At 60.1% G+C, this 18,963-nt stretch carries 13 protein-coding genes and 4 pseudogenes; 4 read left to right on the top strand and 13 right to left on the bottom strand.

What is annotated here, in order from left to right:
* Nucleotides 1-91 precede the first annotated feature (91 nt).
* The 8 genes and pseudogenes from F3H98_RS29080 to F3H98_RS29045 form a co-directional block, all read right to left on the bottom strand.
* Nucleotides 92-283 (bottom strand): hypothetical protein, encoded by a 192-nt coding sequence (locus tag F3H98_RS29080; protein WP_149764304.1) that lies wholly within the window; start codon nt 281-283, stop codon nt 92-94.
* 147 nt (nt 284-430) lie between these two features.
* The gene (locus F3H98_RS29075; RefSeq protein ID WP_149764302.1) at nt 431-2,932 is read right to left on the bottom strand and encodes a S8 family peptidase; all 2,502 of its coding nucleotides are present in this window, start codon (nt 2,930-2,932) and stop codon (nt 431-433) included.
* Nucleotides 2,925-4,130, bottom strand: a complete 1,206-nt coding sequence (locus F3H98_RS29070; RefSeq protein WP_149764300.1) for an AAA family ATPase — start codon at nt 4,128-4,130, stop codon at nt 2,925-2,927. Before F3H98_RS29070 ends, F3H98_RS29075 begins: the two co-directional genes overlap by 8 nt.
* 533 nt (nt 4,131-4,663) lie before the next feature.
* Nucleotides 4,664-4,950, bottom strand: a pseudogene (locus F3H98_RS29065) (DNA -binding domain-containing protein).
* A gap of 112 nt (nt 4,951-5,062) precedes the next feature.
* A complete protein-coding gene (locus F3H98_RS29060; RefSeq protein WP_149764298.1) occupies nt 5,063-5,380 on the bottom strand; it encodes a hypothetical protein in 318 nt (105 codons plus the stop codon).
* Nucleotides 5,381-5,628: 248 nt separating this feature from the next.
* Nucleotides 5,629-6,324 (bottom strand): OmpW/AlkL family protein, encoded by a 696-nt coding sequence (locus tag F3H98_RS29055; protein ID WP_149764296.1) that lies wholly within the window; start codon nt 6,322-6,324, stop codon nt 5,629-5,631.
* Between the two features lie 187 nt (nt 6,325-6,511).
* Complete coding sequence (locus F3H98_RS29050; RefSeq protein WP_149764294.1) at nt 6,512-8,602, bottom strand: prolyl oligopeptidase family serine peptidase; 2,091 nt, start codon at nt 8,600-8,602, stop codon at nt 6,512-6,514.
* Nucleotides 8,603-9,342: 740 nt separating this feature from the next.
* Nucleotides 9,343-9,540: a hypothetical protein gene (locus F3H98_RS29045; protein ID WP_149764292.1), complete on the bottom strand. Its 198-nt coding sequence runs from the start codon at nt 9,538-9,540 to the stop codon at nt 9,343-9,345.
* Nucleotides 9,541-9,742: 202 nt separating this feature from the next.
* Between F3H98_RS29045 and F3H98_RS29040 the strand changes: the two are divergent.
* Nucleotides 9,743-10,498, top strand: a pseudogene (locus tag F3H98_RS29040) (carbonic anhydrase).
* 360 nt (nt 10,499-10,858) lie between these two features.
* On the opposite strand, the gene F3H98_RS29035 reads toward F3H98_RS29040, so the two are convergent.
* On the bottom strand, nt 10,859-12,064 hold the full coding sequence (locus F3H98_RS29035; RefSeq protein ID WP_244621979.1) for an omptin family outer membrane protease: 1,206 nt from the start codon (nt 12,062-12,064) through the stop codon (nt 10,859-10,861).
* A 277-nt stretch (nt 12,065-12,341) separates the two neighbouring features.
* On the opposite strand from F3H98_RS29035, the gene F3H98_RS29030 reads away from it, so the two are divergent.
* Entirely contained in the window at nt 12,342-12,767 is a 426-nt protein-coding gene (locus F3H98_RS29030; protein ID WP_244621978.1) for a DUF2285 domain-containing protein, read from the top strand.
* Between the two features lie 29 nt (nt 12,768-12,796).
* Here the strand turns inward: F3H98_RS29030 and F3H98_RS29025 are convergent, their stop codons facing one another.
* Complete coding sequence (locus F3H98_RS29025) at nt 12,797-13,048, bottom strand: DNA -binding domain-containing protein (protein WP_149764290.1); 252 nt, start codon at nt 13,046-13,048, stop codon at nt 12,797-12,799.
* A gap of 126 nt (nt 13,049-13,174) precedes the next feature.
* Here F3H98_RS29025 and F3H98_RS29020 point away from each other — a divergent pair, with 126 nt between their 5' ends.
* Nucleotides 13,175-13,390, top strand: a complete 216-nt coding sequence (locus tag F3H98_RS29020; protein WP_149764287.1) for a helix-turn-helix domain-containing protein — start codon at nt 13,175-13,177, stop codon at nt 13,388-13,390.
* A 160-nt stretch (nt 13,391-13,550) separates the two neighbouring features.
* On the opposite strand, the pseudogene F3H98_RS32085 reads toward F3H98_RS29020, so the two are convergent.
* Nucleotides 13,551-13,745, bottom strand: a pseudogene (locus F3H98_RS32085) (hypothetical protein); the annotation flags it as partial.
* 333 nt (nt 13,746-14,078) lie between these two features.
* On the opposite strand from F3H98_RS32085, the gene F3H98_RS32080 reads away from it, so the two are divergent.
* The gene (locus F3H98_RS32080) at nt 14,079-14,177 is read left to right on the top strand and encodes a hypothetical protein (RefSeq protein WP_244621980.1); all 99 of its coding nucleotides are present in this window, start codon (nt 14,079-14,081) and stop codon (nt 14,175-14,177) included.
* Between the two features lie 321 nt (nt 14,178-14,498).
* Here the strand turns inward: F3H98_RS32080 and F3H98_RS29010 are convergent, their stop codons facing one another.
* Entirely contained in the window at nt 14,499-18,080 is a 3,582-nt protein-coding gene (locus F3H98_RS29010; RefSeq protein WP_149764285.1) for an autotransporter domain-containing protein, read from the bottom strand.
* Nucleotides 18,081-18,483: 403 nt separating this feature from the next.
* A pseudogene (locus F3H98_RS29005) lies at nt 18,484-18,963 on the bottom strand (TlpA family protein disulfide reductase); the annotation flags it as partial.

The raw sequence follows: 18,963 nt of genomic DNA, 5'->3' as shown, positions 1-18,963 counted from the left end.
GCGTCCGAATCACATCAATCCTTAAGCCACGTCCGTCACAACCATGAGCGTCTGCCAGCAAAGCCAAGCTCCGAAATTTCGGGACGGGCTCTCAGGAAATTGCTACCGATGCACCAATGACGTGGCAGCGCTCATAAAAATTGGTTTCGCTGTTTGCACGAAGATCGTTGCCGATTTGAATTCTGATCCGGGTGCCAGGAACGATCACGAGCGTGCGTTGACCTTGAAGCGCATAAGGTGAAATCGCAATCAAGCCCGATTTGCCACAGCCTACGGGAAGCACGATTCTGACTTCTTGGTCCGCCCCGATCTGCTGAAAGTGATAGCCGCATACCCCTCTTTTCGAGGGATACGAAGATCGCTGTTGTCACCAATGAAAACCTGCTGATCAAAAGGCAACCTATCCTCCCTTGAGTTACTTTTTTTTGTCCTAGACGCGTGGCGTAATGCGCGCGGCCGTCCGAATGTCGGCTATTTGCGTACCAATCGCCTGAAGGCTTTGGCGCATGTCATTGAAGACAGGCTTTTCAGCCTCCGGATCGCTAATGGTTAGAATTGCCGTGAAGGGGACACCGCCCTCTGGCATCATCTCTCCAGCGCGGGTGAGATACTCGACAAACAGTCGCCAGTTTGAAGACGGCCCAACGCCCTGCGGGAAGGTCTTGGCATGGACTTTCACCGGACTCCATTTCAGGTCGTGTTCGATTAGCTCCGCCTCGACCGCCGGCGATTCTCGTGAGGATGGAAGGTAGAGCGGTTCAAGCCGGCCCTTCCATTTGCCCTCATCCTGCTCCTGCTGCAGAACGGCATTCACATTGACCCGGACGAACTCGGAACCAAACCGCGCATCCAGCGGCGGCGTGGATACGAGCGTGAGCTTCGCCCATCCTCGGCATTTCCCGCCAGGTCCGACCAAAGACGCCGGCCATGGGAACCGGAAATTGATCTGCTGGCCGTGCTGAATACGCGAGGCGAAGACCAAGGTGATAGAATGATCGCCTGTTTCCAGAATACGTTCGGCAGATGGCGGCATCCCGAAGCCCACAAGGTGCCGCGCCAGCGGTGCCAGCATTTTCGGGCGCAACGGTGCTGGGATCTCTGCATGGTGAACGAGCAGGCCTATGAGGGTCTCACGAGAGACCTCGCCTTCGATGGCATGGTCGAGGACTGCTGCCGTCTTGGCAACCAACGGCGAAGCGTAGCTGGTGCCGCAACCGTCAACCACCGTTCCGTCAGGAAGGATGGAAAAGAGGCCATGTCCCAGAGTCGCGTGCTGTGTGCCTGCGCCTCCGATGTGAGCAAGATCGGGTTTGCCGCCTGATCGGAGGCCAGGTCCTCGGCGGCTGAAACGAGCCGGTGCGAACGGCAAGCAACCGCTATGGCCCGGCGGATTTAGTGCCGCAACGGCAACGTTCCTTGCGCTCTCCGCTGGCGTCAGGAGCCCATCATTTCGGGCAAGGGCGAGGTTGGAGAGGGCCGCCGTCGCATCAGCCGGCCATTCCGGGCGGAGATCCTGCGGCTGAATGTTCCCGGCGGAAATGAACACGACAGCGTTGTTTTCTTCAGCGATCTGATCGAGCCGGATTGCATGCGGGCTGTAACGATCTGGTGCCGCTGCCTGAAGGATGTTCAGACTCATATTGAAGACACGCACGCCATGCCGCGCACGCGCATCGGCGACAGCCGCATCCATCTCATCGAAGAATTGCGGGAGGCCGCCAGAATAGTAGGATGCAAAAGCCCCAGCTTTCTGCTCGCTTGGAAAGACAGCCACGTCCACCAGCTCAGCGCCGTCGGGCTCCGGGCACGTATCCACGCCATTAAACCCGGCTCCCGCTACCGCGAGTCCACCAATAAACGTGCTATGGGATAGATCCATGTCTTCGTCGGCCAGAACGTCCCATCGATCGATAATCCAGTCGGTCAAAGCGGAGCTTATGCCGCCATCAATGATGCCCAACCGCGGGTGGGTCCTGCGGCTATCACGAACGGGCATGGTCGGCTGGTCTGGTCGAACACGTCCCGGTGTTGCTGGGCGAGCAGAACGTACCACGATGCCGGGTAACTCTACCCTTCGGACCAATGGATGCTTGTCCAAGAACGCCAGCAAGCGGCCGTGATGCTGAACATTCGGGTCGAATGGCGCAAGTTCACGGCGCTCCTTTGATGACACGCTCGTCAGTCTCAAGATGGCACCATCTCCTGCCTGGTCCAGGCGCACTGAAAGCATAGGGAGCCGATGCCGCCAGTTCGGCAGACGCTCCACTGACAAACTTTGTTCAAGGGCGCTGAAGCCGGCAATGAAAGACTCGACCAGCCGTCTGTGAGCGGGATCGAGGCGATCCCATTCCGCACGCGGCGGTAAAACGTCGAATAGCTCGACTTGATACCCGCTTCCCGTCATCGGATTGGCCAGCCACGCAACAGCTTCTTCGACCGAAAAGCTGCGCTTGTCAGAGGCGCCATAGAGTTCGATCCGGTCGATCGCTCCCGTCTCGCTCTTTTGCGCCGAAGGGTTCGGTACTTCTTTTCCCTTTTTATCGTCGTAACGCATCCTGGTCAGCGTTTCGGCTTTGGCAATTTCGGCTTTCACCTGCGCCAAAGCCGATGGGCGGCCTTCGACAATCATCACGCCGAGATCTCCACCCCCGACTACGGGCATCCGATCACTGCGGAAAAGCGCTCCAACAGGCCGATGGCTCTTTGCCCAAGCGTCCCGTTTGAGGATAATTTTGACGTAGCCGATCGGCCCTTGGGCTTGCGCGGAAAGAACTCCAGAAATGGTGTCGATTTGCTCAATCAAGGCAGCCTTGTGAGCTCCAAACTCCCGATCGCGGTGAGCAAAGAAGTCCTTACGACCGCCTCCACCACCTGCTTCTCGGGCTTCTTCATAATTGTCCGGATTGAGGACGATCTGGATCGGACTAGCCATGATTCATCCCCCCATCGACTTTGCTCGCCTGGCGCCCAAGCTGACGACTTACGGTCGATTTATCCCGCCCAGCGATTTCGCCGATGTCGGCCATTGAAAATGCGAGAATGGGGTCGTCGCGCATAGCCCGAAACAGGTTCGCGGGACCGTCGAACAACAGCGTTCGACGCTCACTCTGAATGCGGGCCGCGTTAAGTGTCGCAAATTGGCGGAGTGTATCCAGCAACCCCCGTCGATCATCCTCGCGAACCGTGGTGGCCTTCTTGTATGTGCGGACCAGCGCCTCGATCTCCGCTCCGGTCGAACCTTCGGTGAACCAAGCAATAAGACGTAGATGGCTGTCCGGAGCCGTTACTGGTGGCATAAACATGGCGGCTATCGCCTTCCGCACCTCAAAATCGGGCTTGGGGATCTCAAGCTGAACCTCGAAACGGCGCCAGACCGCCGAATCAAGCAGCTTCGGATGATTGGTGATGCCGATCGTCAATCCAATGTTCTGCCTAACATCGAGATTCTGCAGAAGAGCATTCACAACACGCTTGATCTCGCCGACCTCTTGCGGATCATCACGCACCTTTGCAATGGCGTCGAATTCGTCGAGCAGAAGGACGCAGCGATAGCGATTGGCGAATGCGAAAAGATTGCCAATATTACGAGCCGTCGTTCCAAGAAACGAGGAAACGAGACCATCCAACTTCACGAGAACAACAGGAAGCTCCAACCTGCGAGCAATCCAGAGGGCTAGCCGTGTTTTACCCGTGCCGGGTGCTCCATAAATTAAACAAGTCTTTGAAGGCATGATATCGACGGTAGCGAGCGCCTCGAAGTCCGTCCATTCATCAACGATCGTCCCGACTGCCTGCGTCACGGTCGAATTGAAGAGCGGGGCGGCTCCCTCGACTTCAGATGGAAAGATGATCTCCGCCAAGGCTGCGGCTGTTTCACGATCGACAGGAACCGGAGTGTTGCGGCCCAGCGTCTCGCCGGACAGGCCCGCTCGAGAGCGCTCAATTCGGCTCGGAGCCATCTCCTTGAGGCGCTCCGCCGTGGCAAGAATCCCGGCGAGTGATGCTGCTTGCTTTTCCTCGCCATCCTTGGCGAGGGCATCCTTAAGGCGCTCGACTTGCTTGCGCAGCGCTAGCGTGGGTTCGCCCATCGCCGCTCGGCAAAGCGCCTGAATGATTGAGAAATGCTCCATGCGCTGAACCTATGAGTTGATGCAAGATTGACGACTTATGATGCGTGTACCCCATAGATCGTTGCGCGTCAACAAGATTTGTTGTATAAAAGGCATATCTGGATGCATGTTTGAGGTGTTTGGGTGCATGGCTGGCGCCATTTGTTGCGATCGGAATGCATCGCGGCTTCTGCGTAGCTGCTGAACGGCGAGCATTGATGGACCCCTGGAATCGGCCAGCAGGCCGGTCCAACATCGGGGGCAGGTTCACCAACTGATTTGGCTGAGATTTGAGTGGACGCCGATTGGCGGAGGCAGGGAAATGGGAAAAGTGTCAACAACCACAGCTCATGTTGATCTTGATGGCGACTATGGCTCGGTTGAAGGTGTCGAGGTCACCTGTGACCGTTGCGGTCACTCCGAAGAAAGCTTCGGGACAAATGAGCCTTCGTTGAAGCGATGCGCTTACCTTCTTCGTGAAAACTGTCCACGTGGAGAGCGCAATTTTTATGAAGTTGGGGCGTAACTAACAGTCAGCGAACGACAGTGGCCATCTATTTAGGAGGGTCGTAAGGGCGATAGCGTAAACGTAGTTCTCCGTTTAATTCCTTGTAGCCAGTCATGACCAACCAGTTCGCACGGTCGAGATGACTGCGAACAGCCTTCCGGGCGCGCTCTGGTTCGAGTGCCGGATCAATGCCCAGGATCAGTTGCGCCATCTCTTCTTCGCTGGCGTCGTCGGCGGAAGCGTCCAGGAGCCTCATGTACGTCGTGAAGTGCTCCTTGTCGTAGGGGTGAGACTGTCCGACCAGGGTACTTCTTCTATGATTTCCGGCTTCATGACGAACTTTATGCCCTTTCGGGCTTCCAAACGAGATGCCGGATCGAAGAACCACGGCCAAGGGATCAAAGGCGGGCATGGCTCATCACCCTCCATCTGCACGATGGTCTCACTACCTTCTCGACATCGTCTCCGTCAGCACGAACCCCGCCGCGGCGGTGTAGCGAATGACCGTCGCGTCGATCGGGTTGATTGCGCATAGAGTCGGTGTTCGGCGGTGGAGACGGTCAGAGAGATCGCGGCCGGAATGCATCGACGCAAAAAGTGCGCCGGAACGGGGATGATAGACGATCGGCTGGTACCCGCCGGGGCGCCAGTCACCGCACCCGTAGGAAATGAACAGCCAGCTGTCGCCATCGCGTTCCGCATGGCTGAACAAGGCATCCTTGTTGGCGTCGAAGTGCTTCGTGCTGCCTTTCGCTCGGCACACTTGCCGTCCTGCGTCTGCGGCTTCTTCAAGTGTCGCCCCACAATCGGCTGCCATGCGTCGGATGGTCATCGATAAAGTTGATCAGAAGGGTCCTCCGATTCCGGACACTTCCCCGCCCACAGGCAACAAGGCCGCCTCCTCATATGATCCGGGTCGAGTCGTCTGTGCAAGGCCGACGGCAAAAAGGGCGCCAGACGCGCCCTTCATTTTCAGATCGGCGGTCAGCAAGCCGCCTTCGCCTTCCGTTATCAGAAGCGGTAGGTGACACCTGCGCCAATCAACCAGGGATTGAGGTCGGCCGTCCCCGTCAAGTTCGCCCCGCCCACCTTGACGTCGAAGTCTGGCTCCAGGAAAAGCTTCTTCACGTCGAAGTTGACGCCCCAGTGCTGATCCACCATGTAGTCGAATCCGACCTGCAGCGCGGCGCCGAACGTGTCCTTAACATCGAGAGCACCGGCGCTGCCGACATCCTGGTTATAGAAGATCGTGTAGTTCACGCCGGCACCGACATAGGGCTTGAAGGCGCCGAAATTGGTAAAATGATACTGCAATGTGAGCGTGGGCGGCAGCAGCCAAACCTCGCCGATCTTCCCCAGCCCGCCGATCGTTCCTTTGCCGTCGATGTTGGCATAGGTGGTGCCGAGTATGAGTTCGGCGGCGATGTTGTCCGTGAAGAAATAGGAGAAATCGAGTTCCGGCGTCACGGTGTCCGAATAGGAAAGATCGGAGCCGGGCACCGCATTGACGTAACCCGAATCCTCAGTAATGACCCCCAACGCACGCAGGCGGATCTGCCAAGGGCTTGGCGCTTGCGTGACCAAGGCTCCTGCCTGCGGGGCGCTCACAGCTTGCGCAAGGTCCGCCGCGACGGCCTGCTGTCCCACCACAATGAGGACGAGGGCCGCTGTTACTCCCCGCGCCACGCCCATTCGCTGTCTCGCCATGTTATTCTCTCCTTGCTCTTCAGAAATGATGCACTGCACTGTGAAAAATCCTGCTCGAATTGCTTGAGATTGACGGAGCGCTCACGCGCATTTTGCGTGAAACTGTGCACACATTATTTGCGTCGTGCTCGCAATCATCGACCTGTACTCATTTATTGAAACGTTGCTCTTGTTGGGTCCCGGCCACCTATCGAACGCCATCGGCTTGCCAGCCGATCGCACTGCGAAGGAAATTATTGCCCAGGGCAATGAATGCGGCCCGCTCCCGATTGTCCTTGCCGTAGCCGTGCCCGCCCGCGCCGGACTCGTAGAAGTAAGCGGGATAGCCAAGAGCCTGCAGCTTTGCGGCCATCTTACGCGCGTGGCCCGGGTGGACGCGGTCGTCCCGCTTCGTGGTGGCGAGCAAGATCGGCGGATAGGGCTGTCCCGGCGTCGCAGCGTGATAGGCGGAGATTTCCTTGAGGAAAGTCCAATCCTCCGCCTTGTCGGGATCGCCATATTCGTCAATCCAGCTCGCGCCCGCCAAAAGCTTGGTGTAGCGGCGCATGTCGACAAGCGGGATTGTGCAGAACAGCGCGCCGAAACGCTCAGGATAGCGGGTAAGCATATTGGCGATCAGGAGGCCGCCATTTGAGCCGCCCTCGGCGGCAATCCGCCTCGGCCGCGTAATGCCCCTTCGCACGAGGTCGGCAGCAACGGCGGCGAAATCGTCATGGGTGAGACGCTTGCCCTCCCTGCGCCCCGCCTCGTGCCAACGGGTGCCGAACTCGCCGCCGCCCCGGATGTTCGCCACCACGCTCGTGCCGCCGCGTTCGAGCCACAGCTTGCCGATCGAGAAGTTGTAGTAGGGCAGGAGTGATCGGCCGAACCCGCCGTAGGCGGTGAGGTGAACCGGGGCATCCCCGTTCCCGTTCGCCGGGCCGACCTGCGTATAGGGGATCATCTCACCATCGGTCGAGACTGCTTCGTGGCGCGTGACCACCAGCCCGGATGCGTCGAAATTCTCCGGGTCGCGCTTCAGGATTGTTGGAGCGCCGAGAGGCGGCGCGGCATTGAGGTCGAAGAGGAGTAGGTGCGGCGGCGTGATCGGGTCCTGAGCCGAAACGAGGACCTCTCCATTGGTCTCGTGATCTTCCGCATCGAGCGGCCAGAGGTGAACAGTCCCTTCGGCGGGCACGGTGTCCAGGGCTCGGCGCGTCCATTCCTGCGGGCCGGGGGTGAACATCTCGAAACGCGGAACGAGGTTGACGAGGTAGGAGATGATCAGCTTCCCGTTATCCCAGAAGAATGACTGCAGGGAGCGCCTGTCGCCTGGTTCAAAGAGGGTGGCAAAATCGCGCTCGCCGGCGATGAAGGAGGAAAGCGAGATGCCGATCAGCGCGTCGGCGGCATGCGTCGTCCCTCCCACCGTCCAGGGCTTGCGCGGCTTTACAGCCAGCCAGTCGCCGAAGCCATCCCACCGGGCGTCCGGAGGAAGGTCGATCTGCATCTTCGGCCCGCTCCTGTCGCCGATTCGGCCTATCACCTCGAAGAAGGCCGGCTTCTCGATGAACCAAAGGCGCTCGCTCTCGGCGGTGTGGTCCACATGGCCAGACACTTCGAGGGATTCGGAACCGGTCTCGAAGATTACCGGCGCGACGAGCGGATCCGCGCCACGCTTCCACACCCGCACGGTTCGCGCGTAGCCGGAGCGGGTGGCCATGCCATCACCCAGCGCACTGGAAAGCAGAAGCGTGTCAGGGTCGAGCCAATTAATGCTGCCCTTGGCCTCCGGGAGATTGAAGCCGTCGGCGACAAAGCTCAGAGACCCCAGATCGAATTCGCGATGCACGACCGCGTCGCTGCCGCCGCGCGACAGGCGCAGAACGGCTCTTTCCCGTCTCTCCGGTTCGAGGGACGCGCCGCCCCAGATCCAGTCCTCTCCGTCGCTAGCGGCGAGGGCGTCCAGATCGAGCAGTCGCTCCCACTGGGGATCCGCCTTCATGTAGGCGACAAGGGTGGTTCGGCGCCACAATCCGCGCGGATTTCCGGCATCTTGCCAGAAATTGTAGAGGTAACGGCCGCGGCGCGTGATCAGGGGAATCTTGTCAGGACGGTCGAAAATCGCTGTCAGGGCGTCGTGGTCGCGCTCGAACTGCGTTCCATCGCAATGCTCCAGGGTCCTGGCCGACTGGCTGGCGGCCCAAGCAAGTGCCCGTTCGCCTTCTACATCTTCAAGCCAAAGATAGGGATCATCGTCGGGAGCAGTCAGCGTTGGGCGGAGATCTATTGTGGTCATGTGCGGACAACCTGAAGAATGCTGTCGACTGGAAGACAAACGCAAAGTCTTCCGTCGGCTCGGCAGAGCTCAGTTTTCGCGGCGGCGACCGCATATTCGGCGAGCGTGTTCATGGGATGATTTCTCCTCAGTCCGTGCCGCAGCGCGTTTGCGGATAGCCCTGCATGTGTCGTGCCAAATGAGAAAATCATTTCAGAACAATGCCATCACTCTGACATCGCTGTGTCGCATGTCCGACATCGTCGAAGATCCGACAACGAGTGCAACCGCAAGCGCCGGATTGATCCCCTGTGCGAGCTCGGCTGCGCGTGTGGATCTACACACCGCCAGGGGAAAGAGTGGGACCCAAGAAAAAGGATATGGTGGCCTACCGGTTCGCCGACCTGTTGGGCCGTGCGAGCCCCGCCAACACTTTTTGGCCGCACCATCCGCGAGCTCGACAACCTGGTTGACGGACTTGAAGTCTATCGATCGCACCAGCAAGCTGCGTTCGAACGGACGCATGCAACCAGTTCCTATGATCCGGCGCCAGTGGATTCGTAGGGTGTGCCGCCGCGACAGCTAGCTCGCTCTGGCGCGCGCCGGCGCGGCTGGCGTTCCTCGGCAAACGGAAGGATCGCTATTTACCATGACGGGCCTCATTGCTTCTGCGGCAACACATTCGGGAAGAGGAGTCAGAATAGAGAGTCGAGGTCGCTCTTGACGCGGCAGAATATCTCTTCATCTCAAGAGATGCCCGATCAGCCCGAGAAATGGCCGCGAGGGGCGCGGCGTGGACCCCTACGCTTTCCCATGATGCGGGGCAGGTGGCAGGCATTGCCGATGACGTCGCGCAGCTCCATCGGCTTGTAGAAGCGCTTGATGTTGCAATGGCCGCAGCGGACTGCGTAAAGCGGCTTCGCCTGGGCTAGACGCCCGGCGCTCGCGCTAGCCAGCATGCAGCCCGTCCCGCGCATCTATCCAGGAAGCCGCGGCATGTCGAAGCGGATGGCTTCCTGATCGGAGCTCAACAGGATATGCGTTGATCTGGGTCCCCTCGCATGGCCACCCTTGATCACCAGCGCCTGCGCATCCGCAGAAAGCAATTACTCGGCCATGCGGCGCGGTTGATCCCGTAGCAGAAAAGGAGTGAACGAACACATGCAACGGCGCAATTTGATCGAAGGATTCATATCTTTGGGCGCATGTGCGATCTGCGCGCGGACGGGTCGTGCCGACGAAGGCGTCCACTGGAGTTATGAACGAAAAACGGTCCAGAGCACTGGGGGTCGCTCGATGGCGCGAACGCCACGTACTCGGCCGGCGGGCAGCAGTCGCCTGTGGACCTGAAGGGGGGCCATCAAGGCGGACATCCCGCAAATCGGCCTCGACTGGAAGGCAGGCGGCGGCACGGTCGTCAACAACGGCCACACGATCCAGATCAACGTGCCGGAAGGCAGCACGCTCACCCGGGGCGGCAAGGCCTACGAATTTCTGCAATTTCACTTCCACGCGCCGAGCGAACATTTGGTGGAAGGCAAGACCTTCCCCCTGGAGGTGCATTTCGTCCACAGGGATCGCGAAAGCGGTGCGCTCGGCGTGCTTGGCGTGTTCCTAACTCCGGGTGCTAAGAACGAGACGTTTGCAAGCCTTGCCGCGGTTTTCCCGACAGAGACGGGCGTCAAAGCCTCGGTCAAGGACGTCGATGCCAACGGCCTTCTGCCGGCCTCATTGGACTATTGGAGCTACGAGGGCTCGCTGACGACGCCGCCATGCTCGGAGATCGTCGACTGGATGGTGGCACGTGAGCCGCTGCAGGTCGACGCAGCCGACATCTCTAGGTTCACCGCGCTTTACCCGATGAATGCGCGGCCGGTGCTGGCGCCGAACCGCCGTTTCATCCTGACCACGAGCTGACAGACGAGCCCGCAGCCTTAAGGGCCTGGTGGACAAATCAGGACCCGAGTACGGATCGCGATGCAGCAACAGTTGTTTCCATGGCATCGCGATCCGCAAAATTGAATGGTTGGACGACTGAGCTCTTGCCTTGAAATCGCCTTGATATTCGACGCGGCGGTTGGTGCAATGGTCTCCGGCCATGCAGAGTCCGGGCAGCTCCGAACGAACGTGTTTCGCGCGCTCATATCGAATGGTGCTATAAGAGATACAGTACGTATCGCCTCTTGGATAACAACCTACGTTGAGCAAACGGCCAGCGCCGAAAGTGCATTTCGCCTTATGGCTGACGCTGGCCCGCCGTTTCCGTGCCGCCGGGGGTTAGAAGGTCAGCTTGAAGCCGGCCGATAGGGTAACGGCATAGAAGTCCATGCCTACGCTATCCTCGAAGGCCGCCACTTGCGCGCCCGTCGCGATGTCGTCGAGCGTGGTGTCGCCTTTCTCGCGGAAATACTTGTCGAAATTACCGGCTAGGAAGAGGCTGGCGCGTTCGGTCATCTGATAATCGGCCCTCGCGCCGACCGAGATGAACGGAACTATGTCGAAGTCGTCCTCAAATCGCAGGCTGCGGAGCCAGTGGTGGTCAACATCGCTTGCATCGACGGTGAAGCCGCCGCGGAGCAGACCCGAGAGAGTCCAGTTGTCGAACTTCGAGGTCGCTTCCGCGCCAAGGAAAAGGCCCGGATAGCGCTGTTCGTAGCTGATGACGTGTTCGCCGTCGGCGAAGTTGATGACGGTGTCCCGGAAGCCATTCTCACTATAGGTGAACGAGCCGCCAAAGGCGCTCCACTTCACGTTGCTGTATTTGAAGCCGCCATGCAGGTTGATAGTCGTGGCATCGTTGATCAGGAAGTCTCGGCCTGCTGCGATGTCAAGATTGATGTAGCGGTCAAGTTCGGTGTCGGGGTGGATCGACTGATGCGACCAATCCCCTTCAGCAAGGCTCGGCGCATAGGGTGCGATCCAATCATAGTCTTCCATATGGCTGTTGCCGGAGAAACCGAAGACAGCGTTGGCTGAAATGGTCCAGTTGTTCCAGACCTCCGCCTTGAGGCCAGTGGTCAGAACCGGCGCGTCGGTTTCCCAGATCAATTTGCTGATTCGATTGCCCATTTCATCGTAGACAAGCTCGTTGCCCTTTAGCCAAGTGTAGCCGACGCCACCAACAAACACGACGCCCTTGTCTGGCGCAGCATAGATGGTTTGATCCGCCGCCGTGGCGACGGTCGACGTGGCGCAGAAAGCGCCAAAAGCAAAAATTGCGAATGATGTGCAGCGATTCACGAACCACCCTCCATAGACTGTCCCCCGCCAGGAAGAGCTTCTAGCAACCGTAGCTGACAACGACCTGACAGCTTCCGGCGATGTTGCGCGACGGCGATTCAGCGTGGCGTCAGGTTCTGTCTTATAAGAGAAGAGTCTTGCCCTCGACCTGGAAGCTCGGCACACCTGATGCGAATACTGCTCATTGAAGACGACAAGGCCATTGGCAGTGCTGTGCGCGAATATGCGGCGGCGGGTGGCCACGCGGTCGACTGGGCCAGGACCTTGTCCACAGCGCGGGATTATGCAGCTGTGGCCCCTGCGAGCTTGTCCTGCTCGACCTGCGCGACGCGACAGCCAAGCTGCGAGTCGTGATACCATAGTCAAAGCCGCTTGCGGACAGACTGGTGGAAAAGCACTCGGCGGTCTGGTTGTGCTGCAGATTATAGTGCAGCGATGGCCGTTGGTGCGATAGCCCGGGGGAGTGAGCGCCTGCCGCGCCAGGACCAGACGGCGCTGCCATGCCCGTGCAACGGTCCTGTTGGCGGGCGACGGCCGCCAACATGTTCTGTCGCGGCATGGCGACCGGAACGTCCAGCTTGTCGTGTCTGGCGCCAGCGTTTTGCTGCCCGTCCGATTCCATATCGACGCAATCTGGCCCGCCGGTCAGTTGAAACAGCGCCTGTGGGCGCTTGAATGTCTCAACCGTCTTACGGCGGACGGACGACTGCCAAAGACCTTGTCCCCGCCGGAAGCGCGTGGTCGACGCCTCCGCTTCGTCCTCCAGGCGCTCGACGGTTCGCTTGCGGGGGCTTCGCACCGGGAAATCGCTGCAGCGCTGATCGGCGAACCGCGGGTCCAGGCCGACTGGAAAGATCCGCGCGATCATCTGCGTGACCGCATCCGCCGCGCCATTCACCGCGGCCATGCGCTGATGAACGGCGGGTACAGGGACTTCCTTGCTTGAAAGTGTGGTGGAAGGCGCCGCGCAATTGGTCAGCTGGCGAACAATTCCTTGTAGCCAGTCGTGACCATCCAGTTCGCGCGGTCGAGATGACTGCGAACAACCTTCCGGGCGCGCTCCGGTTCGCGTGCCGGATCGATGCCGAGGATCAGATGCGCCATTTCGTCTTCGGTGGCATTGTCGGCGGAAGCGTCCAGGAGCCTCATGTACGTCGTGAAGTGCTCGTTGTCGTAGACCGTGAGACTGTCCGACCAGGGGACTTCTTCAATGATTTCCGGCTTCATGACGAACTTTATGCCTTTTCGGTTCGGTTGTGATCCGCACAAGGGGGCTCTGTCGACCGGTCCTCTATAGCGAATAGGAACGATCATTCCTAGAACGATAGTTCCCGTTCAGGTCCCTATCTCGCTGTGGATCTCAAGGAGATCATGGCGATCAATATGCGTCGTTTGCGCCATGAGCAGGACCTGACGCAAGAAGAGCTGGCGGCGCGCGCTGAGCTCAGCATGCGGTACGTGGGCTCGATCGAACGCGCCCGTGTTTCTGCGAGCGTAAGCGTGCTCGGGCAGTTGGCGGCCGCACTGAACGTTGATCCCTGCGATTTGATCAGACCGCCGCAAAAATAACGGCTGTGGTCCGATCCGGGCGCCCGAAACTGACCGTTGGCGAACTTGAGCTGCAGCTGAATGGCGCGCCCGCGCGCCGGTGCTCGTGAACCGAGCCCGCTTTTCTTCGGCAGGCTCAGACGGTCTCGGCCATCCGGCTTCGCCCTTGGCGCGGGGCAGCCTATCGGCTGCGAATGGCGCCCGCGCCCCTGGGATCGCCGCCCTCGCGATTTCGCGGCCATAGCCGCCATGCCCTCTTTCTGGCTTCCGAGCGAATGTCGTGAGAGATGCACATGGAGCTGAATTTCGGCCCGCACATCGAGCAGAAATGCGCCAGCTTGTGCTCTTCCTTGGGCAAGGTCTCGTGGTGGACACTCGCGCGCCGTGGCGTCCGCGTGATCGCGGGCGCATCCGACGTCGATCCGTCGGGCTAAACAACGTCCTATCGAAGTCTCGGCACTTGTGGCCGGTGTCCTCTATCGCGAGCGATGCCGGTCCCATCGAATTAGGTTCGCTCGATCCGCTTGCCGTCACCGTTCGATCCGGCGATCGGGTCGTGCTGTTCCCATATCCGCAAGGCCGTCGTGCGCATCAGCGTCACACAGTATCCAGATGAAGTCGGTGTCACATGCCTCGGAGCTGAAGCCTGACCTGGTAGACGCCTGCCCTACAACCGCATGGGACGAAGCTTTTCGGCAAGGTCTACCGTATCGTCACCAGATGGTACGGCAACGCGGTCGAAGAGGCCTTCGATGACGCGATCTATGTGTGGAAGAGCGTATATCGAGGGGAGGGCGTTGTTCAGTGAGCCGGATCCGAGCACATGAACCTCGCCGTGCCGGCCGCGGAGGGAGATAGACAGGCATAAATCGCCCGGTACCATAAGGTTCCGTCGTGCGCCTCTGTCGATCGATGACGCCGGTTGCATTCTAAGGACAGACGCTCCTGGCGACAGGCTGTTGTGCGTACGACCTGCGCGGAATCAAAAGGCTCAAACGTGAACGCAGTTTTCATCGGAGCAACCCACTGCAGCTGGAAGCGTATCTGACGATTATGGGCTCCGGTGCGGGCGGTGCCAGCAGGAAGCGCGTCAGCGGCCGTCACCTCGTGATGACGCGCCGGTCTGCCATCAAAATCTAACTGTCAGATCCGCCTTGACCCCGTTATCGCTGATGTCGCCGGAGAATTGCCCGGTGTAGGACAGCCCTACATTGGCGTTCGCCCCGATGCCGACATCGAAGCCGGCCTCGACGACAAGCGCATCCTCGGCGATCGGCATGCCTTCGATGTTGAAGGCCTGACCGCCCGCGAAAGCGAGGCTTTGCTCCGGCGTCACGTCGCCAAAGGCATGATTCCATCCGACCATGCCGCGCGCGGTGAGGACGGTGTTTTCGCGCACAAGAAACTCATGCGAAGCACGAAGGCCGAGCGTCGTCACGCCGACATCGCTCGTTCCTGAGAGGCCCGAAAGATTGGTGGTGGGGCCGTCTTCCTGAAACCCGTCAGTCTCCAGATGCACATATCTGGCGCCGGCGAAAGGCTCGAAAGCCGCGTAGGCGGTGTCGATCCTGTAGCCGACCTCGCCGAAGAGCTGCACGGTTTGCGCGTCATAGGAAGCGCTGTGCTCGCTGGCGAGGCCCCCGACGACCACGCTGCGGTCCGTGTCGATCTCCTGATGCGCGTAGGTGGCGCCCAGACGAAGGCCGACCGCATTCCATTGGGTGCCGCCGTAGACACCGATCTGGAAGCTGTCGACTGAAGCCTGATCGCTGCCGCTGTCCAGAGACGTGTTGCCGTAGCCGAGCAGAAGGCCGACGCGCCAGCTGTCGGCGACCAGGCCGTCGAAGCCGGTGACGATGCCGCCCAGATCGCGGTTGTAACCGGCAGCGGTGCCGTCGCTGTCGGCATCCGCCCAGGAGCCGTAGGCCTGACCCCAAAGCGCGAAGGTGGGGTTCGCGGCCATCGGCGCCGGCTGGTCCGCGGCGAAGGCGGCGCTGTGCGCCAGGTCCTTCGCTTCCGGTCCATAGCCCATCGGGCTGATCGTCGCTTGCGGCCTCACGGCGACCCCACCGAAGGCGTTCCGCACCCGTTCGGTCGCCGCCTGGCCGACGAACCGGCCGTCCTCGATCAGCACGCCTTTCAGCGTGGCATGAATTTCGCCGGAGAGGGACTGGTAGATGGCGGCGAGGTTGTCGAACACGGTAGCCGTCGCGATTGTGGCGTAGATAACGTTGCCTTGTCCGAACGCTTCGACGGCGGCCGCCGTCGCCTTCTGGTTTCGGGTGGTTGCAAAGTCGGCGAAGCTGAGATCATTGCGGGCAAGAGCGAGTTCCAGACCATTCGCCGAATAGGCCAGCGTGGTGTCGATGAACGCATAGGTCGGCACCACCTGATCGAATTTGCCGGTAATGCCGCCCGATGAGGTGAGGATTGAGTAGGTCTGGTCCAGCAAAGCCGCGAGCTTCTGCTGCGGGGTGAGCTGCTGCGCACCGCTGGTTTCGGGCGTCACCATCACCACGCCGCCGAGCAGCGTCGTCGCGCCGTTGACCACGAGCTGGTCGGCGCTGGTACCGTTCACCTCGATGTGCAGCGTGCTGCCCCCATTGAAGGTCACGTCGCCGTTCGATGTCAGCGTGCCGACGGAATTTCCCGGCGCGACAATGCCGCCGCTGTTGGCGACGATGCCGCCGACCGAGCCAACGCCGCCGAGCGTACCTGTCGCATTGACCACGGCTTTCGAGGTCAGCGAGCCGTCGACGGCGAGCAGCCCGCCATTGATAAGCGTATCGCCCTGATAGGTGCTGTCGCCAGTCAGCCGCAACGTGCCCGCGCCGGATTTGGTAAGGCCTCCCAAATAGTTGTTGGGGTCGGTAAGTCTGGCGGTGAGTGTGGCCACGAGTGCCTCATAGGCATTGAACTCGGAAATTGCCCCCGCGACCCGCTCCTCCCGTATCGTACCAACACTCGCTTCGGGAGTACCAGTGAAGTCGACGAACTGCGGCGCCTGCGGAATGCTCGTGTTGGGTGCCGTGGCACGGAATGCGTTCCATAGGGAGACGGCGATCGGATTTGCACGCATGGCGGTATCAGCCGCGTCGGCGGCCTCTTCGGAGCCGCCTTCGAATTTTACCGCGTCGGCCGCTTCGTAGCAAACCCGCACCAGCTCGATCGCCTCGTTGAAGGCGTCGGGCGTCACCTCTGCCGCGACGTCGTTCCTGATTTTCTGGATGGTCTCCTCGGTCAACCCGTTCTGCCAGCCTTTGGCGATCTTCGTTGCTTTCCAATCGGCGATCGTCTGCGCATCCTCGCCCTTGCGCTGATCCAGCGCGTCCTGCGAAATGTCGTTGCTCCAGACCTCCTCGCGGGAGCCGCGATAGAAGCCGGGCAGCTTTGCCTCGAAGCGCCCCAGGAACTGGGCGGGGCCTTTCAGCGCCTTCTCCAGGTCGATGCGCCCCCAGCCGAAAACGTTGTCGACGCCGGCGTCGCCGAGGTCCGTTGCCGTCGTCTTGAGGATTTCGTTGACCTCGCCATTGGCGAGATAGGGGAAGCGTTCCTTCAGCACTGCGAAGGCGCCGGTGGCGAAGGGACCCGCCATGGAAGTGCCACTGAGCTCGGCATCGGTCGGATGCATTCGCGAATCGTCGACGATGTCGCCCCGCTCGAGGCCGGTGATGTCGCCGTTTGGAATGCTGCTGTTGATCTGGGTTCCCGGCGCGGCGACGCAAAAATACTTCGTGTAGCCGCAAATGCTGGAAAAACTGCTGCGTGAAAACCCTTGCGGGTTTTCCTCGTCGGCGACGACACTCATCGTCGTCAGCCAATATTTCTCGATGTCGGGCACGAAGCTTGCCAAGCCAGCCATCGCGTCAGGCTCCAGGCCGCCATCGTTGCCAGCCGAGAACTCGACCACGATGCCGCTGCGCGCCGCCTTGATGGCGCCGTCATAGGCGCCGCCTTCCGGTGTGCCGCGGATCGCCTCGATTTCCTGGAACTGTCCGTAGGCCTGCTGATAAGACCAGGCCGAACTGGAAAGGCCGATGCCCCAGCTGTCGGTGACGATGTCGACATCGCTGTCGATCATCGCCTGCCAGGCGGCACCATAGACCGCGCCGTCGTTGCCGAGCACGATGCCGTCTTCCGGACCCGGATCGAAATTGGTGGCGGCATAGACATGGGAGCCGAAGGCGACACCCATCATGCCGGCGCCATCCCGGTTGGCTCCCGCGATGCCGGCCACATGGGTTCCGTGGCTCGAAATCTCGCCGAAACCGTCGATGAATTGCCGGCCGTCGGCGAAGAAGGGATCGCCGGCTTCGACCGGGATGTAAGGATCGGTGTAAACGCGCGTGCCGCTGGTGGGGAGGAAGGTAAACCTGCCGGCGAATTCCGGATGGCCGCCCCAGACGGGCTGGTCGATCACGCCGAGCTTTGCCCCTTTGCCGGTGTAGCCCGCCGCGTAGGCGGCATCGGCATTAATCGCGCCAAGCCCGTCATTGCCGTTGAATTCCGCGTCGTTGCGCCAGCTTTCCCTCGCGGCTTCCAGATCGTTGGTCCGGCTGCCGTCGGCATTAATATACTGCTGCGCCTCACTTCCCGCCGACGCTGCGGTCAGCAGCGCCGCCGTTAGTACTGTCGTTTTAAGATGCTTGCGAAAGGTGGAGAGGGGGCGGCGATGCGCCGAGCTTTTGGTGCAAACGTCATAAAAGGTCATTCAAGAGGTCCTCGTATGCATCTTCAAGTCGAATTCTCCTTCTCCAACTTCGGCGTGCCGTCGACGCGGACGAAATTCCGCACCGCATTGGAGACGAGCGCAGCGGATACTGAGAAAGATGTTCTGCGAATGGATATGCACCCCGCATCTCCTTGTACTTTTCTGTCCCTCGATAATGAGGGGGTCGTTCAGCAAATTGTTGTAGAGCGCGAGATTATTCGCCGTCATGGGATGGCGGTGCACTTCATCTGGAAGATCACTTCCGCCGCGATGCGGCCGGAGGTCATCGCAACATTCGAGCCTCGAACCTGTTGCAAACGATCCACCAGGTGCCTGCATGGACCCTATTTGCGACAGCCACGTGAGGGAAATGGGCGAATTGGCCAGTAAACAATTCCGACCATCACCCCTTTTTATGTTTTCTCCTCGGCAGGCTGCGCTTTGTCACTTTGGGGAAATTGTTTTGCGGAGCCGCACAGAGAGCGCCGTAACAAACCTTCTCACCCCTGTAGTTGGCCAAGGCCTGCAGTAAATGCGGTAGAAGGTGCTGTTTCAGTTCGTCCGCGATAGGCTCCGGACCGTCCAGCGACTTCAGTGCCAGCTCGACCAACTCAATCGCGCGATCTTTGTTGCCGCTCTCATGATAGTACCGAGCGACCGCCGGATAAGACCGGAACTTAGGTCCGTCGCCTTGCAAGGGATTCAGTGCCAGGATGTGTTCGGATAGCTCTTTGCCCATGGCGAAGCGCTCAGCAGACGGAAAGCGCGAATGGTCATTCGCCGGATGGAAGAGTTGGTCTAGCGCCACGATCATCCAATCCTCGGAATTTCTGTCGATCGCGTCGCGAACCAATTGGCGTATGACGGACAAGCCGGTGCGCAT

The organism is Neomesorhizobium albiziae, from assembly GCF_900114255.1.
Classification (GTDB): domain Bacteria; phylum Pseudomonadota; class Alphaproteobacteria; order Rhizobiales; family Rhizobiaceae; genus Neomesorhizobium; species Neomesorhizobium albiziae.
The sequence above is the reverse complement of the archived record's forward strand: the minus strand, read 5'-3'. Positions and strand labels throughout refer to the sequence as shown.